Below are 25,692 nucleotides of genomic sequence, written 5' to 3' on the forward strand. Positions count from 1 at the left end.
GGAGAACACTCAATCATTCGATCATTCATCCATTCAAAATTCAAATACAATGACCGAGACATTAGATATAAAAATCACCAAAACAGATCAAACACGTTTGACTGTTACTGATTTTTCACAATTACCGTTCGGTAAGGTTTTTACCGATCACATGTTTACTGCCGACTATGAAGATGGCGAGTGGAAAAATTTACAGATTCTTCCTTATGGGCCGATTCCGATGAGCCCTGCAATTTCCGCACTTCATTACGGACAGGCAATTTTCGAAGGATTAAAGGCTTATCGTCAGCCAAACGGAAAAATTAGTGTCTTCCGTGCTGATAAAAACTTCGAACGTTTTAACAAATCAGCAGCGAGAATGTCGATGCCAGGCATTCCCGAAGAAATTTTTATGCAAGGTTTGGCCGCATTGATTAACGTTGATGAGAAATGGGTACCTAATCAGGAAGATTATGCTTTATATATCCGTCCGGTAATGTTTGCAATGGATCCCTATTTAGGTGTTAAGGCATCTGATACCTATAAATTTGCTTTGTTAACCACACCAACGGGTCCATATTACAGCAATGCATTAAAAGTTAAAATCGAAACTGAATTTACCCGTGCAGACGAAGGTGGTGTGGGCTTTGCCAAAACTGCTGGAAATTATGCGCGTTCATTGTATCCTTTCGAGCAGGCTAAAAAAGAAGGCTACGATCAATTGATCTGGACAGATTCGGTAACACATGAGTTTATTGAAGAAGCTGGAACAGCCAACTTGCTTTTTGTCATTAATGGTAAACTGGTTACGCCATCAGTTCGCAGTACTGTTTTAGATGGTGTAACGCGTGATACCATTATTAAATTGGCTAAAGATGCTGGAATAGAAGTAGAAGAACGCAGGGTTTCTGTTAAAGAAGTAATTGAAGGAATCGAAAACGGAAGCTTAACCGAAGCTTTTGCCGCAGGAACTGCAGCTACAGTAACGCATATAGGCGAAATGGGCTATAACGGTCAGATCTATAAATTAACTGATCCATCAACAAGACATATTTCTAATGGTATTGCTAAAAAACTGAACGATATCCGTTACGGCTTAGCACCTGATGAATTTGGTTGGAACTGGGTTTTATAATACGAAACCTTATAAAAAAGAAACCCCGATGTATATTCTGCATCGGGGTTTATAATTTATAATATCGTCATGCTGAATTTATTTCAGCATCTTAAGACCCTGAAATAAATTACTTTCGGTGAGCTCGCTAAGGCTCGGTTCAGGGTAACGATAGTGGCAAGAGGATATCTTATTTATCCAAAATCACCACGCCTTTGGCTTCGAATGCCAGTTCCTTTTTAGGATCGGTAATTTTAGCTACTTCTTCAGGAGATTTTTTAGCGTCTTCGGCATAATGGCGTAAAGTTTCTACTGAGATGGTCTGTTTCTTCGCTAAGCCATCCAAAACCACTTTTTTGCCAACAATATCCATTGGCATAAAGAAAGCGTAATCTTTAAAAGTTACCCGCATTGGATCGCCATTAGGCATTTCTAATGTCATCCAACAGCCTTTTTTCTTACATACATCTACTACCTTACCTTCGATTTTCATATCGACAGTTTTTTTATCACCCATAGCAGCTTCCATTTTTGCAGCTGGTTTTACATCGCCTGGTTTAACTTCTTCTCCAAATTTTTGACCTGTATATGTGGTTTGGGCAAATGAAAATGCCGTAAATAGGCAGAAGCCTAAACTTAGAATGATTTTTTTCATGATTTTATAATATCCGGTTATGATCTACTCAAAGTTATTTAAAATTTTTCTAAGTAGTGAAAACAAAAAATCCTCGCTAACATCCGTTAACGAGGAAAATCATCCCTATAATTGTATAAATCAAATTCTATGATTTACATATTAATTTTATAGGCAAACCAAAAACCAAAACCTTAATCTTTGCTTTGGTTATGATTAATATTCTTGTATTCAGTAAGTTATTTTTTTTATGCTGGTTTTATTAATAATCAAAGATGTTGTAGAAACGTAGAATATTATCTTCTTTGTGAGGAATGTTGTTGAGTTATTTCCCCACTTCTTTTTTATCCAAAAACAAGACCGAATACTTCTTCTATTTTACTCACTGCTTTAATCTCAAGGTTGTATTTTTCTGTTGCAATGCCTTTTAAATTGTATTTAGAGATGTAAATGGTTTCGAAACCCAATTTATCTGCTTCAGCAATGCGTTGTTCGATTCTGTTTACTGCTCTTATTTCCCCTGATAGACCTACCTCTGCAGCAAAACAATTTTTTGAAGACACCGGGATATCCTGATGCGATGATATAATGGCAATTAATACAGCCAGGTCAATCGCAGGATCTTCAACTCTAATTCCACCAGCGATGTTTAAGAAAACATCTTGCGTACTTAACCGAAAGCCGCAACGTTTTTCTAAAACAGCTAAGAGCATATTCATTCTCTTGGTATCAAAGCCTGTTGCAGAGCGCTGAGGGGTGCCATATGCAGCTGAGCTTACCAAGGCTTGTGTTTCGATTAACATCGGCCTGGCGCCTTCTAAAGTGGCAGCTATAGCAATTCCACTCAACTCTTCGTCTCGTTGTGATAACAAAATTTCAGAAGGATTGGAAACTTCTCTTAAGCCACTGCCTTGCATTTCGTAGATACCCAATTCTGCTGCTGCACCAAATCGATTTTTGATAGATCTTAAAATGCGATAAACATGGTGCCTGTCGCCTTCAAATTGCAAAACCGTATCAACCATGTGCTCAAGTATTTTAGGCCCTGCAATGGCACCATCTTTAGTGATATGGCCAATTAAAAAAACCGGCACACCGGTTTCTTTTGCAAAACGCAATAGTTCGGCGGTACATTCCCTTACCTGCGATACGCTGCCAGGCGTTGAATCGATATGTGCGGAGTGCAATGTTTGAATCGAATCAACCACCAGGATTTCAGGCTCAAGGATCTCGACCTGCTTAAAAATATTTTGGGTCGAAGTCTCGGTTAGGATATAGCAATCAGATGATGGACTTTCTTTAATCCGTTCGGCCCGCATTTTAATCTGTTGTTCGCTTTCTTCACCAGAGATATAGAGCAGCTTTTTGCCTTTTAAGTTTAAAGCCAGTTGCAGCATTAAGGTCGATTTGCCGATGCCCGGTTCGCCACCAATTAAAACAAGTGAACCTTCTACCAGTCCACCGCCCAATACGCGATCGAGCTCTTTGTCGCCAGTTAATATGCGACGCTCTGTTGACGATTGAATCTCGTCTATCTTACTCGGTTTGCTAAGCTTTCGGCTGGTATTGTCGGTTTTCCAGGTAGGTACCGATGCAGGGCTTTTCTCTACGATTTCTTCAACAAAGGTATTCCATTGGTTACATGATGGACATTTACCCAACCATTTTGCCGATTCGTAGCCGCAGCTCTGACAGAAAAATGCACTTTTTGATTTTGCCAATTGATTAAAATTTTAGATTACGAATTTAACCTTTCAGGATTGAAAGTGTTTTTATTTTTTTGAACAATTAATCCTTTGCCCGAATTGCATTTTACTTCAAACCCCGCAGGTTTTCAAAACCTGCGGGGTTTGAAACATCACGATGAAATGCAGCGCCATTGTTGATAAACCTGATAGAACGGAAAGCCCGGAGCGAAGAATGAGTGAGGACTTGGAGGTATAGCAGGACTAAGTGACCAAAACGCACTGGACAGTTGTTTTCCAAAAATATTGACCGCCTAAGTCATCTGAGCGCAACTTAGCGAGTCGCTTAATTAATATTGTAGGTTTGAAATATGCTTAAACAAGAAAAGCCCGGATTTAAAAAATCCAGGCTTTCTGCTAAATGTGTTTTGAGTTATAATTTAATCTCTTCATCTTTTGCGGAGATGAAGTGAAACTCGGTTAAATAATATGATGATTGTGCCTTAACTTTAATCCATTGGCCATATTTAAAGAACCAGCGGCGTTGAAGGTTGAAAATGCCTTTTGTAATGTAAGCTTCGATGTATGGGTGTACGCAAAGTGTTACGCCTTTTTCATTCTGCTCTCTTAAGATATAATTAAGGTTGTTCTCAATATCATCCATTAAAACGATACTCGCTTTAATTTCTCCGGTCCCATCGCAGGCCGGGCATTTTTCTACCGTAACAATATTCATTTCCGGACGAACACGTTGTCTGGTAATTTGTACCAAACCAAATTTGCTTGGAGGCAAAATAGTGTGTTTGGCTCTATCCAATAACATCAGCTCACGCAAATAATCGAATAGTATTTTACGGTTTGTTGGTTTGTGCATATCGATAAAATCGATTACCACAATACCGCCCATATCGCGCAAGCGCAGTTGACGGGCAATTTCTTTAGCCGCCTCTTTGTTTACCTGTAAAGCATTCTCTTCTTGATTTTCTTTACTGGCAGTACGGTTTCCACTGTTCACGTCTATCACGTGGAGTGCTTCAGTGTGCTCTACAACAAGGTAAGCACCACCTGGTAAGTTTACTGTTTTTCCGAAAGCATTTTTAATCTGCTTTTCTACACCAAAATGATCGAAGATAGGTTCTTTCTGTTTGTACAGTTTAACGATTTTTTCCATTTCAGGAGAAATATCGTGAACATAAGAACGGATATCATCGTACAGCTCTGGTGTACTTACGTAAACGTTTGTAAAATCAGGGTTCAGAATATCACGGATTAACGTTGATGATCTGTCCATTTCTCCCCAAACTCTTTTTGAAGGCTCGGTAGATGGCACTTTTTTAATGAAGTTTTCCCACTTAGCAATTAAATCTAAAAGATCTTTTTGCATTTCGGCAACCCCTCGGCCTTCAGAAACGGTTCTGATAATAACCCCAAAATTTTGAGGTTTAATACTTTCAATAATCTTTTTTAAACGATTACGTTCGGTATTACTTTTAATTTTTTTTGATACAGATATGGTATTGGAGAATGGCACCAGTACCACATACCTGCCGGCAATCGAAATGTCGGAACTTAAACGCGGACCTTTTGTAGAAATTGGTTCTTTAGCAATTTGTACAGGTAGGAGCATGTTTTTACTCAGCACATCAGAAATTTTGCCTGCCTTATTAATATCGGCTTCTAGCTTTAAATTATCTAATAATGTGCCTGTAACCGAGCCATTACGCTTGATCTTCGTTAGCTTAATTAAAGATTGCACCTGAGGGCCCAAATCAAAGTAATGCAAAAAAGCATCTTTTTCATAACCAACATCCACGAAAGCAGCATTCAGGCCAGGCATAATTTTTTTAATGCGGCCTAAATAAATATCGCCTACGGCGTAGTTAGTATTGATTTGTTCTTTGTGAAGCTCAACAAGTTGTTTGTCTTCAATCAACGCTATGGTAACTCCGGCAGGAGTCGAATTGATAATTAATTCTTTTACCAACAGCTACAGATTTAAGGCTTTCGCCTATTAACAAATGGATAGTAAATAAAAACAGTGATATAGCCAAAAACGCATACAATAAAAAAATCATATAAATTGTTTAAACCTCATAGTGTTTACTATGAGGTTTAACTGGCTTTATCAAAATAAGAAACTATTTTTTCTTATGTCTGTTTTTTCTTAAACGTTTTTTACGTTTGTGGGTAGCCATTTTATGTCTCTTTCTTTTTTTACCGCTTGGCATAGTTTTAAGTTTTAAATGTTTTTATTAATCTGTTAATTAATTTTTATTCTTTAGTTCAGCCACCTTCTTATCAATGAATGAAGATAAGGTTGAGTTAGCCGCTAATTTTTTGCTTGATAGGTAAGCATTTACTGCTTCTTTATTTCTGCCTAAATTTTCTAAAGCTGTTCCTAAATAAAAATAGGCTTCAGGGGTTGGAGCAACGGCAATTACGGTGTTAAAACGGGGAATTGCTTTATCAAACTGACCTGATTTTATCGAGAACAATCCTAAATTCATATTCGCCTTTACATTTTTAGGTTCTTTGGCAACAACTTCTAACAACATTGCAATACCCTGCATTGGTGCGCCTAAGCCGTTTACAATAGTTACACCTAAGCCTGTTTTAGCTTCAATGTTTGTAGAGTCTTTCTCTAACGCATTTTTATAAGATAGATTGGCTTTCTGCAATAAAACAGGCTGCGCGATGCTATCTTGTGTGCTTTCAAAAGCTTTTATAAATTGATTACCGGCAGCTAACCACGATTTTGATGATGGTTCGCCTTCGGCCACAATTTCTAAATACAGTGCAGACGGAGTAATTTGTTCAACATCGTCCCATTTCTGAGCCAGTTGTTTAGCAAGTTCAATCTTTTCTGCACCGTTTGCGCCTTTGTAGCTGTTTTCTAAAGCTGTAATATCTGTAGCCAAATTTTTATTGATTACATTTTTTGCAGCAGTAGATGAAGTTTCGAGGTTTAGTACCGAGGTTGTTGATGGAGAACCTGCTCCGGCCATTGGGCCACTTGAAGGCATTTTTCCATTTTCTTCTGTTGGTTTAACCAAACCCTTAATGTCTCTTGTAAATAAGAATGCAACAAGTAATACAATCGCTCCAATAACAATGGTTTGTTTAGATCTGATGTTGCTATTCATATATAAGACTTAGGCTTCTACGTTAATTTTTTTTGAATTACTTTTCACTTTATCAACAAATACTTTTGCTGGTTTAAAGCTAGGTACGAAGTGTTCTGGGATAATTATTGCAGTGTTTTTTGAGATATTTCTCGCAGTTTTTTGCGCTCTCTTTTTAACAACAAAGCTTCCGAAGCCTCTAACGTATACATTTTCACCGCCAATCATGCTGGTTTTGATAACCTTGAAAAATGCCTCAACTGTTTCCTGTACATCAACCTTCTCAATTCCGGTTTTTGTTGATATTTCTGAAATAATATCTGCCTTAGTCATATTTTATTATTTATTATATTATTATGTTTTAATATTACTACTGTTTTGGGGTTGCAAAAGTATTGCTTTTTAATGAGATAGGGAAATAAAAGATGATTTTTTTATCACTAGACTTATCAGGCAATTGCAAGTTTTTTTTTAATCGGATAAATAGACCGTAATTTGCAGCAATGACATTTCAAAATGAACTCATCAATTGGTACCTGATAAACAAAAGAGATTTGCCCTGGAGGCATACCAATGATGCTTATACCATCTGGTTATCAGAGGTTATATTACAGCAAACACGGGTAGAACAAGGGCTCCCGTACTTTAATAGGTTTTTAGAAAATTTTCCTACAGTTGCAGATTTTGCCAATGCTAGCGAGGCCAAAGTTTTAAAGCTTTGGCAGGGCTTGGGTTATTACTCGAGAGGTAGGAATATGCATGCAACTGCTCAGATTGTAGTGAAAGATTACCATGGAATCTTCCCAAATCTACATGATGAACTCTTAAAATTGAAAGGAATTGGAGAGTATACAGCTGCTGCAATCTCTTCTTTTTCATCTGGTGAAGCACGTGCTGTGGTAGATGGAAACGTATTTCGGGTGCTCTCCAGGTTTTATGGTTCGGCTACACCAATAAACACTCCAGTCGGAAAAAAAGAGTTTTATACATTAGCTAATGATTTGCTGTATAAAGAAGACTCTGCCTTATATAATCAGGCTATTATGGAGTTTGGGGCCATGCAGTGTAAACCAAAATCGCCCAACTGCGGCATTTGCCCGCTTAACCAGGAGTGTTATGCTTATAACCACGGCCTGGTAAATGTACTTCCGGTTAAAATTCGAAAAGCCGAGCAAAAACACCGGTACCTTAATTATTTTATTTGTGTTGAAGATGATAAAGTATTAATCAGGGAGAGACAAGCGGGAGATATATGGCAGCACTTATATGATTTCCCCAGTTTAGAAACAACCGAAAAATACGAGTGGAGCAATTCATCATTCGTCGATCAGGTAAAATCTGTATTCGGGAATAAGGCCGATTTTGCATTTATAAAAACCCAAAAACATATATTAACACACCAAATTATCCATATACAATTTTTTGCATTAAAAAATTATATATTTAACTTTAGTAAGCAAAAGGAACTTAATTGGGTTTCTTTAACTAAGTTAGATGAGTTACCGCAACCAAAAGTAATCCATGATTTTGTTCTGGAATATTTTTATAAAGACAAAATGGAGTAACTAACCATCTTATTCGGTGCGCATTTACAAAACGAAACAACTAACCAAAAATATTTATGTCTGGGATTAACAAAGTTATTTTAGTAGGCCACTTAGGCAAAGACCCTGAAGTGCGACATTTAGACGGTGGCGTAACAGTAGCCAGCTTTCCATTAGCTACATCGGAAACATACAACAAAGACGGTAAGAGAGTAGAACAAACAGAATGGCACAATATTGTGTTATGGCGGGGATTGGCTGAAGTAGCTTCCAAATACCTGCAGAAAGGAAAGTTGGTTTATATAGAAGGCAAGCTGAGAACGAGATCCTTTGAAGATAAAGAAAAGGTTAAAAAATATGTAACAGAGATTGTAGCAGAAAACTTTACCATGTTGGGTAGAAAAAGTGATTTCGAGCAGAGTCCAACAACACCAACGCATCAAAGCGCTGAGACTAAAATTGATGATGAATTTACAATTGGCCCATCAGATGAAAATGGAGATCTTCCGTTTTAATTTTAAGGGCTTAAATGAATAAAAAAAAGCTACCTGATGAGAGGTAGCTTTTTTTATGCGCTAAAATGAAGATGCAAAAAAAACTCCTGCCGGTTTTGTTGGCAGGAGTTTTTTGATCAATACTAAAATAGTTAATTAATTTTAGTGTAGTAAATATTTAGCTTTATCTTATTTGCAGTTGCATCGCTAGCACCTATAATCGATCTTTCAGCAGATGTGGCACTGGATACTCTCTGAAAGTCGGTATAAGATGTAGGAGCTAAAAATGTGCCGTAATCTTCAATATTTTTATCAATCAGGCTCTGAACATAGCTGGTTACAATAAAGATATAACGTTTCTTTAACGAATCGAAATAACCGCCAAATAGTGCTGCCCCACCAGAAGCACTGCTTGAAAATGTGGTATAATCAGGTATATCGGCAGCTTGATGGGCAATATCCCAACGATATAAAGAAAGTCGCTGTGCGGCATTAAAAGGGTATGCTGGCGCACTTTCACCTAGCTCTACTACTAATTCTGCCTTATTGATAATTGCTTTCCCGTAAGTACCCTTAAAATTTGTCAATTCTGGGAACGTTAACTTGGTTTTTACGCCAGCTAAACCTTGTAAATAAGTTACGCTATATGGAGCCGAAGGATTTGGGGTTGTAATCTGATCCTGTACGGGTGTTCCGGCATAATCGTGTTTAATATTAGCAGCTATACCGGAAATTACATTTGCCGTTTGTGCACCATTCGTAACCATTCTTCCGATAGGGAAATTTACACTTGTAGTATCTACACCGTTTGATGAGTTGGTTTTTTTCCAAACCAGTTGAAGGTAAGAGTCAGCTCCCGAAAAGTTAATAAATGCAATCCCTCCAACACCAGTAGAAGAGGTTTTATTAATCTGTGCGTATAAACCTTTAAATGATTCTATAAATTTAGTGTCTGTTGCAGTTCCTGCAGTACCTAAGTTTAATATGGCGTTTTGTATAAATGCTTTGTTTAAAGGGATTCTAATCTGCGCAGGCACGGTTTTTAAGGTATCGGCTTTGCCTGGAACAATATTTAATACTTTCCTTTTGGTATTTGGCGCCAGCTTACCCGTAAAGTTACCTAAAAGCGTATTGTTAATCGATTGTACATCAGAACTTTTATAAGTAGTAACCTTATTGGCTAACTGATAAACATCAATACTGTATTTAGAATTGGTGGTATCGCCGTAAAATTTGGTTAATGTAGATGTTGTATCAATTTTTAATACCAAAACTGCAGAGTCTAATACAGGAGAAGTGCCGAAATCGTAACTTGTACTCACCGGGTAAACCGTTAATGCTAAAGCGGCTTCGGTTTTTCCAAAGACAGGGTCTACCATATATCCCAGCGGATAACGGTTTAATCCATAGGTATTGGCAGGATCTTCTTGTACAAGTTGAGACTTAACCGGAGATACGACCAAGGTTCCGGTAATGGCTGTAGACGGATCAACATCTAAACCCACACCATCGGGATTTTTGCATGATGCAAAAAGAAAAAGACCTATCAACAGGGTTAATAAGTCTTGTTTTGTAAATTTCATATTTAAAATAATAATACCTTAATTAAGCAAGTGAAACCAGTTCGTCATTCGAAATTTCTTCATAAAAAGTATAGAAGTTTTCGAAATTCTCGGTTAAGTTAAAAGCTAATGTTGGCTTATTGGAATCTTTAACAAATTTTAACACATCTTTATCTAGGTTTTCATCTGCTAAAACTACTGCATCTGAGTGTGTTATCGCGCCAATGTGCATGCTGTCGCAATCAGATGGTAAGAATGCTTTCGTATCATCTTCAGTCATATTGGCCATTACTGCTTTCTTAGAAAAATTAGCATTTAATTTCTCCGTAAAGCCGTCCTCATAAATAGAATATACTACTTTAGAATTTTTAAAAGTAGGATCGTTTTTATAAGTCGTTTTAATATAAGCAGGGACTAATGCGCTCATCCATCCATGACAGTGAACGATATCTGGCGCCCAGCCTAATTTTTTAACAGTTTCCAATGCACCTTTACAGAAGAAAATCGTACGCTCGTCGTTGTCGTCGAAGAATTTTCCGCTCGCATCTCTAAATACTTGTTTGCGCTGGAAATATTCTTCATTGTCTAAGAAATAAACTTGCATGCGTGCAGCTGGGATGGAGGCTACTTTAATGATTAAAGGATTATCGTTGTCATCGATAATGATGTTCATTCCTGATAAGCGGATTACTTCGTGTAAACGATTTCTTCTTTCGTTGATGTTGCCAAATTTAGGCATCAAGATACGGATTTCGAATCCTTTTTCTTGCATTGCTTGTGGTAATTGGCGTGTGATTTCAGAAATTTTAGTAAGCTCGAGGAAAGGCGACATCTCGTGTGTAACAATCAGCAGCTTCGTTTTTGCCATCTCCATATTCTAAGAAAATATTAAGTTAAATAAAAGATAATGAGCTGCAAAGGTAAGCATAATAATACTATTTATCAATATAGCAAGCATTTGTTTGGTTTCGTTTAGATTAATTTACACCTTTACGGCTTTAATTTAGTTTGTCCAAATTGGAAATATTTAAAACCAAAGCAGCGCTTAAGGCTTTTTTAAAACCCTTAAAAGCATCAGGTAAAAAAATAGCACTTGTGCCTACCATGGGTGCCTTGCATAATGGCCACATATCGTTGATAAAACTGGCTCAACAGAATGCCGATATCATTATCTGTAGCATTTTTGTAAATCCAACGCAATTTACAGACCCTAAAGATTTAGAGAAATACCCGCGCCCTATAGAACATGACTTAGCTATGTTAGCAGATGTTGGTTGTAACGGGGTGTTTATGCCTAATGTAGATGAGATGTATCCTGCCGGGGCCGATGAGGCCTGGCACATTGATTTGGGTAATGCCGAATTTCTATTGGAAGGCGAATTTAGGAAAGGCCATTATCAGGGCGTAACGCAGATTGTAAAAAAACTGTTTGATGCCGTAGAACCCGATGTGGCCATGTTCGGACAAAAAGATTTCCAGCAGGTATTAATGATCAAGAATATGCTGGCTTATTTTAAGCTGCCTATTACCATTATTACCTGTCCGATTATCCGCGAAGCCGATGGTTTAGCCATGAGCAGCCGAAATATCCATTTATCGGCCGATGATCGAAAGCATTCGCTCGTGCTGAGTAAATCACTGCAGTTCGTTATCGATCATTTTAACGAATATTCACTGTCAGAATTAGAAGATAAGGCCAAATCATTCTACCATAATATAGATGGCGTGGAACTCGATTATTTTACAATAGCAAATGGCGATACGCTAGAACCAGCCAAATCAAAACATGAAAATAACCTGATTGCACTGGTTGCCGCAAAAGTAGGTTCGACAAGGCTGATCGATAATATGATAATTAAATAGAATCAAGACATCAGTATCAAGAATCCAAAGCCAGCTGAAAAAATCTTTCTTGGTGTTCTTTGTGTGGTTCTTTCTTTTAGCTTTAAGCTTTGGTCTTTCAGCTTTCTAGAAACTCCAAACTGATGACTGAAAACTCCAAACTGATTACTAACTTTGCCGAATGGTTATCACAATATTAAAATCGAAAATACACCGTGTTAAGGTAACACAAGCCGAATTGAACTACGTAGGCAGTATTACGATAGATGAAGATTTGATGGATGCAGCTAACATTATCGCTAATGAAAAGGTGCAGATTGTAAATAATAATAATGGTGCACGTTTCGAAACTTATGTAATTAAAGGCGAACGCGGTACCGGAACCATCTGTTTAAATGGTGCAACAGCCCGTTTGGCACAACTAGGCGACATTCTTATCATTATGTCTTACGGCTCATTGCCGATAGAAGAAGCCAAAAAATACAATCCAATATTGGTTTTCCCTGACGATAACAACCACTTGCTAAAATAACCTTGTGATATTCGACCTCAAAACAGCGTTAAAATATATCATCCTGTTTTTAATCGGGATAGGGGTTTTATATTTAGCTTTTAGAGGTCAGGATTTAGGAAAGATCTGGCAGGAAATTAAAACTGCCAACTACTTTTGGGTAATTACTTCTGCATTTGCAGTATGGATTGCTCATGTGTTACGTGCTTTGCGATGGCAAATGCTGTATAAATCCATTCATTACAAGGTGAGTTTCTGGAATGCCTACCATGCCGTAATGATCGGCTATCTGGCTAACCTCGCTTTACCGCGCTTCGGAGAGATTGGCCGCTGTTCGGTTATCCAAAAAGCCGAAAAGGTACCCATGTTTGCTTCTATAGGTACCGTAATTACCGAACGGCTATTTGATGTGCTGATGCTTTTTCTTACCAGTTTGGCGATGCTGGTTTTTCAATATGATATTGTAGCCGATTTTCTTTATCAAACCATATATCTCAATCTTGTTAAAAAATTAAGTGCGATTAACTATTTGTGGTTGGTTGGTTTGGGTATCGTTATTCTGCTGCTCGTTGCTGTTGCAATATATTTTCTCCGTCAAAAATTTAGTAAAAAATTCTTACGCATTTTTGTAAGTCTGCGCCAGGGATTTGGCTCGTACAGTAAGTTAAAACGAAAAGGATTATTTTTAACGTATACACTAGGGATATGGCTTTTCTACTCACTTTCCATGTATTTCGCCTTTTCATCTATTCAAGCTACTTCGGGATTACATTTTAATGCTGCATTTACCGCAATTGTTTTCTCTGGCTTTGCTATGGCAGCCCCTGTGCAGGGCGGTATTGGTGTTTTCCACTGGATGGTTGCGCAGTCATTGGTGCTTTATTCCATTTCTTTTAAAGATGGCTTGGCTTACTCAACCATTATTCACTCTTCGCAGGTACTGCTCATTCTAATTTTAGGCAGCCTGAGCCTGTGTAAGATCTTATTCAATAGAACGCTATAAGTTTATTCTCCATGTTTTTGTTCTGATAAGGCTACCTATAAAGGGTATTAGCTTAACCGGTTAAAGAAAATTGAATCGGATATAAGGTGGGTTTTCTTCGGGTACTATTCTCACTGCTCCGTCTGAGATCCGAAGAAGGTCCGATGAAAGTCCAAAGAAGATTCGTCTAAATCATTATGCTGTCCATAAGTTTTTCTCCTTCTACTGCCGGAATAGTGCTGCTGTAATTTCTTTATCAGGGAAAAATGTTTTAAGGTAAATTGCTACGTTTGATTACTAACGTTTTATGAATAAATGTTATGCATTTTGAACGAAGTGAAGAATAATAATGATCCGGCAGGCTGCCAGAGCTTAATGCTGATTTTATTTAAGAAACAAAAAGGAAATTAATTTCTTTTAATTGGCCCTGTTCTCTTCATCGCTTTTTTTGTTTTCCCTGGCTTTGTAAGCCGAACTCCCAAAGTTAAAAGTTAAACTAAAAACCAATCTTTGCGAGGCAAAATAGTGATATAAATCGTTATTGATAATACTTTTCTCTCTAAAAATAAGCCTTCTTTTAATGTTATCGAAAGCATCGTAAAGCGTAAGTTTAGTGTTGAACCTGTTTTTTAACCAGGCTTTTTGCACACCAAAATCAATTCCGTAAACTGGAGCCATAATATAAAGTCCATTACCACTTTTCGACTCGTACGTATAACTTACGTCTAATGTCCAATTTTTTAAACTAAAAACCTGACTGCCATTAATGGTATAATTATATATGGGTATTTCGTAGGTATTTCCAAAGTAAGGTGTTAGCTCCTTGTTGTAATTGAAGGTGATGTTGTTGTTCATCCGCCACCATTTGTTCATTGTTATTGGGACGCTTACCTGTAGATTCGCAAATTTTCTGTAGGGTAGGTTTCTACCCAGAAAAATCAGTTCATTGGTTACTGGATTATATTCGGGATAACGGCCCATTGGATCTGTTTCCTTTCCAGCATTTAGCGAAATATTAAAGCTTTTTCTACTATAAGACAGCGCGAAAAGACTAGTCGTAGATGGCTGAAGGTAAGGATTGCCTATCCAATAATGCCTTGGACTATAGTAAAAACGAAAAGGGTTTAACATAGCGAAGGTTGGCCTTGTTAATCGCCTGGTATAACTGAAACTGAGCTGTTCGCTTTCGTTAATGGCATAAGTAATGTTAAAACTTGGGAGCCATTTTATGTACTTTTTTTCTGTAATACTGCCAGTAGTAATCGAATTGGATATGGTGTGCGTATGTTCTGCTCTTAAACTTAAACTGTAACTAAGCTTACTCGATTGACCAATATAAGAAAGGTAGCCTGCGCCAATATACTCCTGGTAGCGGAACTGGTTACTCCGGTTAGGGTCTAAGTTAAAAACATCGTTGGCTAATGTATCATAGCGGAGGTCGTTCTCAGTGGTTGTATATGCAAATTTTCCACCGAATTCTAATTTTCCTTTACCTATTTTTTGGCTATAGTCTGCTTGTGCGGTATGAATCATTATATTATTTCTGGAGCCTGTTTTCCAGTAATTTAACAATTGATTGTTAAGTATGTTACGATTCTGAATATCTTCGGTTTGCCGATTGTCAATTTGGGCCAAAGAGGTAATTACGTGAAGTTCGCTATTCTTAAATTGCGCATCGTAATTGATTCCGCCTGAATAATTATGTTGCTTAGGAAAGGCATTATTGTCGCTTTTAACAAGCGCAGTGGTCTGATCTAAACTAGCGGTTTGGGTAAGCAATTGATTGCCAGACACCGCATTTCTATCCATTTGGTAGGTGCGCACAAAAGCTTCTAGGTTTTGCCCTTTTTTTACCTCATAAGTTACCCTTGCCTGCACACTAAAGTTTTGGTTGGAGGTAATGGTTCTGGTATCGGTAGTCATGGCGTTTGTATTGGCTAAATATTGCAGGGAATAATACTTATAAAAAGTGCCCCCGCTGGTATTGCCTAACCTTAAGTCGTACACGAACCGCTTTGTTTTAAGCACCAGGGATAGATTATTATCCAATAAACTGTAATTGTTTCGCTGAAAACGGGCATTATAGGTGCCTCTTAAACCTAACGACTGATTTCGCTTCAGTTTTACATCGATAATCCCCTGATATTCTCCATCATATTTTGATGAAGGCTGGTTAATCATTTCAATCGATTCGACCATATCTGGCGACAAGCTGCTGAGGTAGGAAATGATTTCATCATTGTTCATGTTTGCCGGCTTGCCATCAACAAATAAGGTTGGAGTTGTCCTGCTTGCCATTAAGATTGTTCCATCCTCGTTAACCTGCAAGCCAGGTAGTTTCTTAAACACGTCTAACAAATTAGAAGCAGACTTGAAAAACAGATTATTGGCAATACCGATTTTAATCTGACCATTTTTTGTGCTAAAATTTGGTATTCCCCCTGTTATGGTTACTTCTTGGAGTAGGTTAGTGTCTTCCTCCATTAAAATGTGGCCCACATCAATTGTTTTCAGGTTGTTCTCATTTATCAAGAGCTCTTTTTGTGTTTTTTGATAACCAACTAAAGCAACCGATAAAATGTATTTTCCGTTTGGCAGGCCTCGAAATTCGAAGAAACCAGTGGTATCGCTATTGGTATGTTTGATCACTGCTGGATGGTTTTTATCAGCCAAGGCCAAATTGGCTAAAGGTATAGCTTGTTTGGTTCTGCGATCAATGAGTTTTCCTCTAATCGTTTGGGCATTTAGAAATAGAGATATAAGTAAGAATAGGCAGGATAGCAATGTTGGTTTCATCTTCGTGTGTTTGGATTTTGCGGAATGCTCCAAAACTAGAAGAGAAGGATGGATAAGGGGTTTTGAATCTCAGATTTAGGCGTTCGGAATTATAAAACGAGACCAAATTTAGTTTGATGAAACAACTAATAATTGTTCCTTATAATGCATCGGGGTTGTTTGTTTGTGTTTTTTAAAAGCGGTGTAAAAAGTAGATTTGGAGTTAAAGCCCACTTCATATCCAATGGCTTCGAGCTTAATGCCCCTGTCGTTAACAATCAGTTCGCAGGCTTCATTTATTCTAAATTCGTTGATATAAGCGGCAAAGCTTTTGCCTAAATTATCGTTGAGCAGTTGCGAAAGCTGGTGACCCGAAATGTTAATTTTTTTGGCTAAATCATTTAATTTAAGATCGGAGTTCTTATACAGCTCCTCTTCCAAAATAATCTTCTGCAGTCTGTCAGTTAGTGCCACGGCCTGTTCTTCGGTTATCTTCTTGTTGGCATAGCGAACCAAATCCTGGCTGCCCGAAAAAAGATTGCTGTTTTTTCTTCTGCTAATAAACAAGAAGGTGTTTAAGTAAAGAACGGCTGAGAAAAATAAAGCCCCACTTATGCAAGGGCCATTAAAAAATGAGAAGATAGATAGCTTAAATGCCACAGGAACTATTATATTCCCAATAAATACAGATAGCAATAGTGTCTCTCTTGTAGAAATCTTGCCTCCTTTGCTGAAAATTTTGCCGAAAACATTTCTGAGCAACCAGGCAGATAATACAGTATAAACGGTAAATTGTATTGAAATTATTCTTCCAATATAATTTTCCCATACATCAGGCTTACTGTCGTATGGCGCAATGATACTGGCAATTACAATTGCAAAAACCCAAAAGAGATATGTTCCTTTCTGTGTAGTTTTATGCTTTGAACCTTGCCCCAAAGCCGATTGAATAAAATAAAAAAGAGATGGACCAACCAATGAACTTCCTAAAATGCCAATTTGAATATAAATGCCAGGTAAGGCCGGATAGAAATAAAAAAGAAGCGACTTGCTGATCTTTAAACAGAGAGAAACAAGCAAAAGTCCAAGAAAAAAAGAAGAAGTGGATTTTGGTTTTTTGAAGAATAATAAATACGCACTAATGATAAAGCCATTAAATGCACCCAAGGCACTAAAGAAAAATAATATTTGTTGCCCTAGGTTCATTTAACAAAAATAATAATCTTACATTAACACAAAGCCTATTCTAGCTAAAACTTTCATTTTAAATATGATAATATTTTTAGAATTGTTTAATAAATTATAAAAGTACTGTGAGATAAAATAAATTACTATGCAGCCATAGTAATTTCGATCAGAAATGCTACATTTGATTTACTAACCTTTTATACATAAATGTTATGCATTTTGAATTAAGTGAAGAGCAATTAATGATCCAGCAGGCTGCCCGCGATTTTGCGCAGCAAGAATTAAAGCCTGGGGTAATTGAAAGAGACGAACATCAGAAATTTCCGGCAGAGCAGGTAAAAAAACTTGGAGAACTTGGTTTCTTGGGGATGATGGTGAGCGAAAAATATAACGGAAGCGGACTCGATGCCATTTCTTATGTTTTGGTAATGGAAGAGCTTTCTAAAATCGATGCTTCTGCCTCTGTAGTGGTTTCGGTAAACAACTCATTGGTTTGTTATGGATTAGAGGCCTATGGTAGTGAAGCCCAAAAAGAAAAATATTTAAAACCATTGGCTGCGGGAGAAAAAATCGGTGCTTTTTGTTTGTCGGAGCCCGAAGCCGGTTCTGATGCTACCTCACAACGTACAACTGCAGAGGATAAAGGCGATTATTATTTACTGAATGGTACAAAAAACTGGATTACCAATGGTGGTACTGCATCAACTTACCTGGTGATTGCACAAACTCATCCTGAATTAAAGCACAAAGGTATAAACGCTTTTATTGTAGAGAAGGGGATGGAGGGTTTTACCATTGGGCCAAAAGAAAATAAATTGGGCATCCGTGGTTCTGATACACATTCATTGATGTTTAATGATGTTAAAGTGCCGAAAGAAAATAGGATTGGTGAAGATGGTTTTGGTTTTAAGTTTGCCATGAAAACATTAGAAGGGGGAAGGATCGGTATTGCCGCCCAGGCTTTGGGTATTGCGCAAGGTGCTTTCGAGTTAGCTACACAGTATGCTAAAGAACGTAAGTCATTCGGGAAACCAATTTCTGAACATCAGGCTATTGCTTTTAAACTGGCTGATATGGCTACGCAGATTGAAGCTGCCAGATTATTGGTTTATAAGGCAGCATGGTTAAAAGATCAGGGCTTGCCTTACACTCAGGCCGGTTCTATGGCCAAACTGTTTGCTTCAAAAGTAGCTATGGATGTAACTATTGAAGCTGTACAGGTGCATGGCGGTTATGGTTTTGTAAAAGAATACCATGTAGAGCGTTTAATGCGCGATGCTAAAATTACCCAGATTTACGAAGGAACTTCTGAGATCCAGAAAATGGTGATATCGAGAGAAGTTATTCGTTAGTCGTTTAGCCAAAAGTCTGTAGTCCTTAGTCCAATCCGACTCATGACTACAGACTCACGACTTCGGACTATTCCTTCTCCCCAACTACAGCACTAAATACCGCTTTAATCAAAGCTACTACAATTGCCAAAAACGCAGCTGCAATAAAGCCCGAAGTGTTAAAAGAGGTCATCATATTATCAACCAATAAGATCATCAAAACGGTAATGATAAATGATACCAGTCCAAGCGTTAAGAAATTGATTGGAAAAGTTAACAGCCTTAGGATGAATCCAATCGTTGCGTTTGCAAGTGCAATCAGCACTGAGGCGATAATGGCATTCCCGAAGCCATCAATAGCTACCCCTGGTACTAGCTTTGCGCCTATAAAAAACGCCAGTCCTGTTAAAAGGATTTCGATAATAAATCTCATAATTGTTTATTTTTGTAAATGTTTAAATGCTTTTTTAAATACCTGGCCGCAATTGCTGTTGTCCTATTTGCACTTTCATGTTCAAATACAAACAACAGACCAATAATTAAGTTTTCGAGAGATAGTTCATCAATAATAATTAAAAATATTGATGAGGCGAACCTCTTACAGGTTAAAAATGCCTATAGGGCTAATGCAGACACACTTAATTTGGTTTCTGTTTTGATAAAACCGGGCGATTTAGACAGTATACAGGATGAACTGGAAGTGCCTGGCAAGGTTAAGGTACTAGGCGATTCAGTCGTATTTAATCCCGATCAGCCTTTTCTTAAGGGTAAAGAATATCTGGTTGAGAGTTACATCGGAATAAAATTTGCAACCGTTGGCGATCTGATTAGGGGGGATGGTAAGCAGAATTTAAAAGCGCAGCAACAAACACTTAAACGGTAATAATCAGCATAATAATTAGTACAGGTGTTTGATTTTTTCTAAAAAATTACTACATTTGCATCGTAATCGAAGAAAAGAGAAGGGGACAGTGTCCCCTTTTTCTATGAAATCAGGTTAAAATATGCAGGTAGAAAAGAGAGTTGCAGCCCTCGTTGAGGAAAAAATAGCAGATCGGCCAGAGCTGTTTCTGGTGGAGGTGAAAATGTTGCCAAACAACAAACTAATTATCCATGTTGATGGTGACGAAGGTATTAGCATACAGGATTGTGTAGCCATTAGTAGGCATGTTGGTTTTCATCTCGAAGAAGAAAACGTGATAGAGCAGGCTTATAATTTAGAAGTTTCTTCGCCCGGAGTTGGTGAGCCTTTGAAATTAATCCGTCAGTACAATAAAAATATTGGCCGCACGGTAAGCATTAAGCTAAAAGAAGGGTTGAAAAAAGAAGGAAAACTGCTGGCAGTTACAGAAAATAATCTGCTGATTGAAGAATCGGTTAAAGAAAAAGGGAAAAAGGCGGTAGCAATTCAAACAGATGTTCCGTTTAATGATATATTAGAAACAAGTGTGTTAATTTCATTTAAGTAAAAATGAGTACTACAACAATTAATTTGATCGACTCTTTTCAAGAGTTTAAAGATTTCAAAAATATAGATCGCCCAACGGTGATCAGTGTGCTGGAAGAAGTTTTTCGTAGCATGTTGCGTAAAAAATACGGAACAGATGAAAACTGTGATGTGATCGTGAATCCGGATAACGGAGATTTGGAGATCTGGAGAACGAGGAAAGTAATGGAGGATGGTTTTTCTGAGGATGATGATTTAGAGATCGAACTTGCTGAAGTTTCTAAATTGGATAACACTTTAGAAGTTGGCGATGATTATGTAGAACAGATTACCTTAGAAAGTTTTGGCCGTAGGGCAATTTTAGCTGCCCGCCAGACTTTGGTATCTAAAGTATTGGAATTGGAGAAAGATGAAATCTTCAAAAAATATAAAGACAGGGTAGGCGAAATTGTAACTGGTGAGGTTTATCAGGTTTGGAAGAAAGAAACTTTGGTTTTAGATGATGAAGGTAACGAACTTTTAATGCCTAAAACAGAGCAGATTCCTGCTGATTATTTCAAAAAAGGCGATTCTGTGAGAGCGGTAATCTCTAAAGTAGAAATGATCAATGCTAACCCGAAAATTATCATTTCGAGAACAGCACCAGAATTTTTGCAGCGCCTGTTCGAACAGGAAGTTCCAGAAATTTTCGATGGTTTAATTACCGTTAAGAAAATTGTTCGTGAACCAGGGGAACGCGCTAAAGTTGCCGTTGAATCGTACGATGACCGTATCGATCCAGTAGGAGCATGTGTAGGTATGAAGGGATCACGTATTCACGGTATCGTTCGCGAGTTGAAAAACGAAAATATTGATGTGATTAACTTCACTAATAATATTTCATTATACATTACCCGTGCTTTGAGCCCGGCAAAAATCACTTCCATTAAATTAGATGATGAAACCAAACATGCATCGGTTTACTTAAAACCAGATCAGGTTTCATTGGCAATTGGACGTGGCGGACACAATATTAAACTGGCTGGTAAATTAACCGGTTACGAAATTGATGTATACCGTGAAGCTGGAGAAGAAAGCGATGAGGATGTTGATTTAGAAGAATTCTCAGATGAGATTGATAGCTGGATCATTGATGAATTAAAGGCTATCGGTTGCGATACTGCTAAAAGTGTATTAGCACTTACAGTGGAAGATTTGGTAAAACGCACCGACCTTGAAGAGGAAACCATTAAAGAAGTGGTTCAAATTTTGAAGTCAGAATTTGAATAAGTGGTGTAATTGCCAAATAAACACTACTTTTGTATTAAATAAAAAACAATAACAGGAGCTAAATGTCAGACGACAAACCAATCATTTTAATTAAAGCTATTAAAGAACTTAATATAGGCATGGGTACGGCCGTTGAGTTTTTAAACAAAAAGGGATTCTCTGCCGAGAAGAGCCCTATGTTTAAACTTACGGGAGACATGTATAATGCCTTATTAAAAGAGTATCAGGGAGATAAGATCGTAAGAGAAGAAGCCAAACAAATAGTGATTGGTAAAATACGTCGTGACGAGCCTGAGACTGAAAAGCCAGTAGAAGCGCCGAAGAAAAATACCGATTTTGAGAAAAATGAAGAGATTTTAATTAAAAATGCTCAATCATTTACCCCTCCGGTAGAGAAACCAAAGGTTGTAGAAACACCTAAGGTAGAAACGCCAACACCAGCACCTGCGGCAGCAGTAGAGCCAGTAAAAGAAACTAAGGCAGAAGGTAAAGTTGAAGAAACCGGACTACCAGGAGTTAAAATTGTAGGAAAGATCGATTTAAATGATCTTAACTCAAAAACACGCCCGGCTAAGAAAGAAGAAACACCTGCTGCACCAGCGCCTGTTGTAGAACCGCCAGTGGTTAAAGCACCAGAACCTGTAAAGCCAGTTGAACAACCTAAAGTGGAAGAAAAACCGGTTGAGGTTAAAAAGGAAGAAACTCCTGTTGCACCTGCACCAGCTGCAGAAACACCAGTGGTTAAAGCAGTAGAGCCAGTAAAACCAGTTGAACAACCTAAAGTGGAAGAAAAACCAGCTGAAGAAAAACCGGTAAATAACGAGCCTGAGGTTATTAAAGCACGTACCGTTAAATTAACTGGTCCGAATATTATTGGTAAAATTGTTTTACCAACAACTCCAGATAGAAGAAACGGTCCAGTAGCATCATCTAGCGATAGTGAAGCCGCTAAACGTAAGCGTAAACGCAAAAAAACACCCGGAGCTCCTGGTCAACCAGGCCAACATGGTGGTCAAGGTCAGCAAGGACAGAATAATCCTGCAGGTCAAGGGCAGGGCCAGGGCGGCGCGCCAGGACAGCCTCGTCAACCTTATCAAGGTAACAGACCAGCTGGTGGTACACCATACCAAGGTAACAGACCAGCCGGACAAGGCGGAACTCCTTATCAAGGAAACAGGAATAACAACAATAACAGACCAGGTTTCCAAAATAGGAATGCTACACCAAGCGGACCTAAAGAAGAACCTACTGAGAAAGAAATTCAAGATCAGATCAAAGCAACACTTGCTCGTTTAAGTGGTGCGGGTAAATCGGGTAAATTTGCGCAGCGTGCTAAATTACGTCGTCAGAAACGTGATGATGTAGCATCAAATGCAGAAGAGGCCGCAAACGAGCTTGAATCGCAATCGAAAATATTAAAAGTAACAGAATTTGTTACGGCTAACGAGTTAGCGAGCATGATGGATGTACCGGTTACCAAAATTATTGGTACTTGTATGAGCCTTGGTATGTTCGTTTCCATTAATCAACGTTTAGATGCTGAGACCTTAACCATTGTTGCCGATGAGTTTGGTTACGAAATCCAATTCGTTAAACCAGATGAAGAAGAAGATAATGTAATTGAGGAAGAAGATAACGAAGAAGATTTAATCGAAAGAGCTCCGGTTGTTACGATTATGGGACACGTAGATCATGGTAAAACCTCATTGCTGGATTATATCCGTAAAGCGAATGTGGTAGCTGGTGAGGCGGGTGGTATAACCCAGCACATTGGTGCTTACATGGTAACTACTCCTTCTGGTAAAAAAGTAACTTTCCTGGATACACCAGGTCACGAGGCCTTTACAGCGATGCGTGCACGTGGTGCTAAGGCGGCAGATATTGCCATTATTGTTATTGCTGCGGATGATGCAGTGATGCCTCAAACAAAAGAGGCGATTAATCACGCGCAGGCAGCAGGCGTACCATTGGTGTTTGCTTTCACTAAAGTAGATAAACCAGGTGCAAATGCAGATAAAGTACGCGAGCAATTATCAGTAATGAATATCTTGGTTGAAGATTGGGGTGGTAAATATCAATCGCAGGAAATCTCAAGCAAAAGCGGTTTAAATGTTGATTTACTTTTAGATAAAGTATTATTAGAAGCTGAATTATTAGAACTGAAAGCAAATCCGAACAAGAGAGCTACAGGTACTGTAATTGAGTCGGCTTTAGATAAAGGACGTGGTATTGTAACTACGGTATTGGTTCAGGCAGGTACATTAAGAGTTGGAGATCCAATCTTAGCAGGTAGTTACAGCGGACGTGTAAAAGCATTAACCAATGAGCGTGGTGCTAAAGTAGAATCAGCAGGTCCATCACAACCAGTACAGGTGTTGGGTATGCAAGGTGCACCTACAGCAGGTGATCGATTTAATGCTTTAGAAAGTGAAACCGAAGCACGCGATATTGCAAACAAAAGGATGCAGTTACAACGCGAGCAGGGATTACGTACACAGAAACACATTACATTGGATGAGATCGGTCGTCGTTTAGCTATCGGTAACTTTAAAGAGCTTAACATCATTGTTAAAGGTGATGTGGATGGTTCGATCGAAGCTTTAGCCGATTCATTGTTGAAATTATCAACTGAGCAGATTCAGATCAATATCATCAGTAAGGGGGTTGGTCAGATTTCAGAGTCTGATGTATTGTTAGCTTCGGCTTCTGATGCCATTATCATCGGTTTCCAGGTTCGTCCATCAACAGGTGCACGTAAACTTGCAGAAGCGGAGCAGATTGATATCCGTTTATATTCTATCATTTACGATGCGATCAATGAGATTAAATCGGCAATGGAAGGTATGTTGGATCCAGAATTTGAAGAGAAAATTGTGGCTAACGTTGAGATCCGCGAAACATTCAAAATCACTAAAGTGGGTACCATTGCAGGTTGTATGGTATTGGATGGTAAGATTACCCGCAACAGCAAGATCCGTATCGTTAGAGATGGTGTTGTAGTGTACACAGGTGAACTGGCATCGTTAAAACGCTTTAAAGATGATGTGAAAGAAGTTAGTAAAGGTTACGAGTGTGGTTTAAACATTCAGAACTTTAACAACATCGAAGTTGGCGATATCGTAGAAGCTTACGAACAAGTAGAAATAGCTAGAAAACTGTAATTTTACAGTATATTACAAAGATTAGAGTGGCCTCAAAAGGGCCACTTTTTTTGTATTTATCCGAAAAATTATCTTAAAAATATCGGATAATATGCTAAAAAGGGTCCAAATTAATTTTTGAGCCCTTTTTTATAGCTAATTTTATTCCTTAACAAACCAAAAACAACCGCAACCGTAAAATTGTTTATTTAATAGTTCCTGATCCGGATCTTTAACCAATCCTCCATCTTCTTCATTTTCGGGAATTAATGTGAATTCTTTTAATTCTAAATCAGAAAATAAGTTAAGCACCTGTTCTTTTGAATAGATCCGGTGTGCATTGAAACAGATTGTATCCTTAGCACCCAACGGCACTACGAACAGCAGTGTACCTTTAGGAGCTAAAACGCGTTTTAATTCATTTATCGCTTTAATATCACCATCATAATCTAGTGGGTCTCCATACCTTCCTAAGCCCACATGTTCTACAGTGTGCATACAGGATAATGATTCAATTGAATTTGATTCGAAGGGCAAATTCATTAAATCCCCAGGCAATGATTTCAAATTTGATAACTCAAGTTTTGCCGGCCGGTAATCGTAAAACTCAACAGGTAAAATTGCCGAGAGCATAGAACAGAAATGAAGCGTAGAAGAGATATCTATATGCTTGGAAGGTTTATTGTTTATGATGATTCTGGTTGCCCAGGCAGGATGATAAACATAATGCCTATCAAAGCCCGTTTTCTCTGTGTTATCAAATAAACATGGATAATGATTTTCCTCATCCAAAGAAAAACGCTTTTTTGTATGCTTTTCTTCAGCAAGCAACTGCTTAAATTCTGCTTTGAATCTTAGTATACTGGAATTGTCTTTAAAAAATGCTTTTCTTATTTTTTTAATCATAAGGAATCCTAATTATTAGCATAGCGAAGATAATGTAATATTTAATGAAATCTTTCAGCCGTACTTAATATTAAATTATATAAACTTATAGCAGTGTAAAATAACTCTTATAAATATATTCCGTATAGGTAATATTCTTTATACATGTATGTTAAAGGTTGCTTGAT

Annotated in this window: 23 protein-coding genes; 11 read left to right on the plus strand and 12 right to left on the minus strand. The window is 37.9% G+C overall.

The genetic code is table 11. The features are described 5' to 3' along the window. The first annotated feature begins 49 nt into the window (after nt 1-49). A complete protein-coding gene (locus FHT21_RS18110) occupies nt 50-1,114 on the plus strand; it encodes a branched-chain amino acid aminotransferase (RefSeq protein WP_167296149.1) in 1,065 nt (354 codons plus the stop codon). A gap of 169 nt (nt 1,115-1,283) precedes the next feature. Here FHT21_RS18110 and FHT21_RS18115 read toward each other — a convergent pair whose 3' ends face one another. The 6 genes from FHT21_RS18115 to FHT21_RS18135 form a co-directional block, all read right to left on the minus strand. Further along, the gene (locus tag FHT21_RS18115; protein ID WP_167296150.1) at nt 1,284-1,748 is read right to left on the minus strand and encodes a DUF4920 domain-containing protein; all 465 of its coding nucleotides are present in this window, start codon (nt 1,746-1,748) and stop codon (nt 1,284-1,286) included. 323 nt (nt 1,749-2,071) lie between these two features. After that, entirely contained in the window at nt 2,072-3,448 is a 1,377-nt protein-coding gene (gene radA, locus FHT21_RS18120) for a DNA repair protein RadA (RefSeq protein WP_167296151.1), read from the minus strand. Between the two features lie 397 nt (nt 3,449-3,845). After that, nucleotides 3,846-5,396: an Rne/Rng family ribonuclease gene (locus FHT21_RS18125; RefSeq protein ID WP_167296152.1), complete on the minus strand. Its 1,551-nt coding sequence runs from the start codon at nt 5,394-5,396 to the stop codon at nt 3,846-3,848. 154 nt (nt 5,397-5,550) lie between these two features. Beyond that, nucleotides 5,551-5,640, minus strand: coding sequence for a hypothetical protein (locus FHT21_RS24985; RefSeq protein ID WP_008506795.1), 90 nt, complete (start codon nt 5,638-5,640; stop codon nt 5,551-5,553). A gap of 36 nt (nt 5,641-5,676) precedes the next feature. Continuing rightward, entirely contained in the window at nt 5,677-6,555 is an 879-nt protein-coding gene (locus tag FHT21_RS18130; protein ID WP_167296153.1) for a tetratricopeptide repeat protein, read from the minus strand. A gap of 9 nt (nt 6,556-6,564) precedes the next feature. Further along, nucleotides 6,565-6,867, minus strand: coding sequence for an HU family DNA-binding protein (locus tag FHT21_RS18135; protein ID WP_025143406.1), 303 nt, complete (start codon nt 6,865-6,867; stop codon nt 6,565-6,567). A 170-nt stretch (nt 6,868-7,037) separates the two neighbouring features. On the opposite strand from FHT21_RS18135, the gene mutY reads away from it, so the two are divergent. Both mutY and FHT21_RS18145 read left to right on the plus strand, forming a co-directional pair. Further along, nucleotides 7,038-8,099, plus strand: a complete 1,062-nt coding sequence (mutY, locus tag FHT21_RS18140) for an A/G-specific adenine glycosylase (RefSeq protein ID WP_167296154.1) — start codon at nt 7,038-7,040, stop codon at nt 8,097-8,099. A gap of 56 nt (nt 8,100-8,155) precedes the next feature. Next, on the plus strand, nt 8,156-8,593 hold the full coding sequence (locus FHT21_RS18145; RefSeq protein ID WP_167296155.1) for a single-stranded DNA-binding protein: 438 nt from the start codon (nt 8,156-8,158) through the stop codon (nt 8,591-8,593). Nucleotides 8,594-8,724: 131 nt separating this feature from the next. On the opposite strand, the gene FHT21_RS18150 is transcribed toward FHT21_RS18145, so the two are convergent. Next, nucleotides 8,725-10,155 carry a DUF4270 domain-containing protein gene (locus FHT21_RS18150; RefSeq protein ID WP_167296156.1) on the minus strand — a complete coding sequence of 477 codons (1,431 nt, stop codon included), beginning with the start codon at nt 10,153-10,155 and terminating at the stop codon, nt 8,725-8,727. A 22-nt stretch (nt 10,156-10,177) separates the two neighbouring features. Continuing rightward, entirely contained in the window at nt 10,178-11,002 is an 825-nt protein-coding gene (locus FHT21_RS18155; RefSeq protein WP_223833471.1) for a glycogen/starch synthase, read from the minus strand. 149 nt (nt 11,003-11,151) lie between these two features. Between FHT21_RS18155 and panC the strand changes: the two genes are divergently transcribed. From panC to FHT21_RS18170, 3 genes are all read left to right on the plus strand, one after another. Next, on the plus strand, nt 11,152-11,997 hold the full coding sequence (gene panC, locus FHT21_RS18160) for a pantoate--beta-alanine ligase (RefSeq protein WP_167296158.1): 846 nt from the start codon (nt 11,152-11,154) through the stop codon (nt 11,995-11,997). Between the two features lie 160 nt (nt 11,998-12,157). Continuing rightward, on the plus strand, nt 12,158-12,508 hold the full coding sequence (gene panD / locus FHT21_RS18165; RefSeq protein ID WP_055909206.1) for an aspartate 1-decarboxylase: 351 nt from the start codon (nt 12,158-12,160) through the stop codon (nt 12,506-12,508). A 4-nt stretch (nt 12,509-12,512) separates the two neighbouring features. Beyond that, nucleotides 12,513-13,490: a lysylphosphatidylglycerol synthase transmembrane domain-containing protein gene (locus FHT21_RS18170; protein WP_167296159.1), complete on the plus strand. Its 978-nt coding sequence runs from the start codon at nt 12,513-12,515 to the stop codon at nt 13,488-13,490. Nucleotides 13,491-13,886: 396 nt separating this feature from the next. On the opposite strand, the gene FHT21_RS18175 is transcribed toward FHT21_RS18170, so the two are convergent. Together FHT21_RS18175 and FHT21_RS18180 are read right to left on the minus strand one after the other, a co-directional pair. Further along, entirely contained in the window at nt 13,887-16,265 is a 2,379-nt protein-coding gene (locus FHT21_RS18175; protein WP_167296160.1) for an outer membrane beta-barrel family protein, read from the minus strand. A gap of 108 nt (nt 16,266-16,373) precedes the next feature. Further along, on the minus strand, nt 16,374-17,450 hold the full coding sequence (locus FHT21_RS18180; protein ID WP_167296161.1) for a helix-turn-helix domain-containing protein: 1,077 nt from the start codon (nt 17,448-17,450) through the stop codon (nt 16,374-16,376). Between the two features lie 194 nt (nt 17,451-17,644). Between FHT21_RS18180 and FHT21_RS18185 the strand changes: the two genes are divergently transcribed. Next, nucleotides 17,645-18,784 carry an acyl-CoA dehydrogenase gene (locus FHT21_RS18185; protein ID WP_167296162.1) on the plus strand — a complete coding sequence of 380 codons (1,140 nt, stop codon included), beginning with the start codon at nt 17,645-17,647 and terminating at the stop codon, nt 18,782-18,784. A gap of 67 nt (nt 18,785-18,851) precedes the next feature. Here the strand turns inward: FHT21_RS18185 and FHT21_RS18190 are convergent, their stop codons facing one another. Further along, complete coding sequence (locus FHT21_RS18190) at nt 18,852-19,196, minus strand: phage holin family protein (RefSeq protein WP_167296163.1); 345 nt, start codon at nt 19,194-19,196, stop codon at nt 18,852-18,854. 18 nt (nt 19,197-19,214) lie between these two features. Here FHT21_RS18190 and FHT21_RS18195 point away from each other — a divergent pair, with 18 nt between their 5' ends. The 4 genes from FHT21_RS18195 to infB all read left to right on the plus strand — a co-directional run bounded on the left by FHT21_RS18195 (nt 19,215) and on the right by infB (nt 24,640). Next, nucleotides 19,215-19,646, plus strand: a complete 432-nt coding sequence (locus tag FHT21_RS18195) for a hypothetical protein (protein ID WP_167296164.1) — start codon at nt 19,215-19,217, stop codon at nt 19,644-19,646. A 121-nt stretch (nt 19,647-19,767) separates the two neighbouring features. Continuing rightward, on the plus strand, nt 19,768-20,232 hold the full coding sequence (gene rimP / locus FHT21_RS18200; protein WP_167296165.1) for a ribosome assembly cofactor RimP: 465 nt from the start codon (nt 19,768-19,770) through the stop codon (nt 20,230-20,232). A 2-nt stretch (nt 20,233-20,234) separates the two neighbouring features. Further along, the gene (nusA, locus tag FHT21_RS18205; RefSeq protein ID WP_167296166.1) at nt 20,235-21,479 is read left to right on the plus strand and encodes a transcription termination factor NusA; all 1,245 of its coding nucleotides are present in this window, start codon (nt 20,235-20,237) and stop codon (nt 21,477-21,479) included. 62 nt (nt 21,480-21,541) lie between these two features. Then, nucleotides 21,542-24,640, plus strand: coding sequence for a translation initiation factor IF-2 (infB, locus tag FHT21_RS18210; RefSeq protein WP_167296167.1), 3,099 nt, complete (start codon nt 21,542-21,544; stop codon nt 24,638-24,640). 141 nt (nt 24,641-24,781) lie between these two features. Here infB and FHT21_RS18215 read toward each other — a convergent pair whose 3' ends face one another. Beyond that, nucleotides 24,782-25,525 carry a DUF268 domain-containing protein gene (locus FHT21_RS18215; RefSeq protein ID WP_167296168.1) on the minus strand — a complete coding sequence of 248 codons (744 nt, stop codon included), beginning with the start codon at nt 25,523-25,525 and terminating at the stop codon, nt 24,782-24,784. Nucleotides 25,526-25,692: the final 167 nt, after the last annotated feature.

Source organism: Pedobacter sp. SG908, from assembly GCF_011759615.1.
In the GTDB taxonomy this organism is placed as follows: domain Bacteria; phylum Bacteroidota; class Bacteroidia; order Sphingobacteriales; family Sphingobacteriaceae; genus Pedobacter; species Pedobacter riviphilus.

Bases quoted from the DNA above. Each gene is read 5' to 3' on its own strand.
- FHT21_RS18110 (WP_167296149.1), top strand. From the start codon at position 50: ATGACCGAGACATTAGATATAAAAATCACCAAAACAGATCAAACACGT.
- FHT21_RS18115 (WP_167296150.1), bottom strand. From the start codon at position 1,748: ATGAAAAAAATCATTCTAAGTTTAGGCTTCTGCCTATTTACGGCATTT.
- FHT21_RS24985 (WP_008506795.1), bottom strand. From the start codon at position 5,640: ATGCCAAGCGGTAAAAAAAGAAAGAGACATAAAATGGCTACCCACAAA.
- FHT21_RS18130 (WP_167296153.1), bottom strand. From the start codon at position 6,555: ATGAATAGCAACATCAGATCTAAACAAACCATTGTTATTGGAGCGATT.
- FHT21_RS18135 (WP_025143406.1), bottom strand. From the start codon at position 6,867: ATGACTAAGGCAGATATTATTTCAGAAATATCAACAAAAACCGGAATT.
- mutY (WP_167296154.1), top strand. From the start codon at position 7,038: ATGACATTTCAAAATGAACTCATCAATTGGTACCTGATAAACAAAAGA.
- FHT21_RS18145 (WP_167296155.1), top strand. From the start codon at position 8,156: ATGTCTGGGATTAACAAAGTTATTTTAGTAGGCCACTTAGGCAAAGAC.
- FHT21_RS18150 (WP_167296156.1), bottom strand. From the start codon at position 10,155: ATGAAATTTACAAAACAAGACTTATTAACCCTGTTGATAGGTCTTTTT.
- FHT21_RS18155 (WP_223833471.1), bottom strand. From the start codon at position 11,002: ATGGCAAAAACGAAGCTGCTGATTGTTACACACGAGATGTCGCCTTTC.
- panD (WP_055909206.1), top strand. From the start codon at position 12,158: ATGGTTATCACAATATTAAAATCGAAAATACACCGTGTTAAGGTAACA.
- FHT21_RS18175 (WP_167296160.1), bottom strand. From the start codon at position 16,265: ATGAAACCAACATTGCTATCCTGCCTATTCTTACTTATATCTCTATTT.
- FHT21_RS18180 (WP_167296161.1), bottom strand. From the start codon at position 17,450: ATGAACCTAGGGCAACAAATATTATTTTTCTTTAGTGCCTTGGGTGCA.
- FHT21_RS18185 (WP_167296162.1), top strand. From the start codon at position 17,645: ATGCATTTTGAATTAAGTGAAGAGCAATTAATGATCCAGCAGGCTGCC.
- FHT21_RS18190 (WP_167296163.1), bottom strand. From the start codon at position 19,196: ATGAGATTTATTATCGAAATCCTTTTAACAGGACTGGCGTTTTTTATA.
- FHT21_RS18195 (WP_167296164.1), top strand. From the start codon at position 19,215: ATGTTTAAATGCTTTTTTAAATACCTGGCCGCAATTGCTGTTGTCCTA.
- rimP (WP_167296165.1), top strand. From the start codon at position 19,768: ATGCAGGTAGAAAAGAGAGTTGCAGCCCTCGTTGAGGAAAAAATAGCA.
- nusA (WP_167296166.1), top strand. From the start codon at position 20,235: ATGAGTACTACAACAATTAATTTGATCGACTCTTTTCAAGAGTTTAAA.
- infB (WP_167296167.1), top strand. From the start codon at position 21,542: ATGTCAGACGACAAACCAATCATTTTAATTAAAGCTATTAAAGAACTT.
- FHT21_RS18215 (WP_167296168.1), bottom strand. From the start codon at position 25,525: ATGATTAAAAAAATAAGAAAAGCATTTTTTAAAGACAATTCCAGTATA.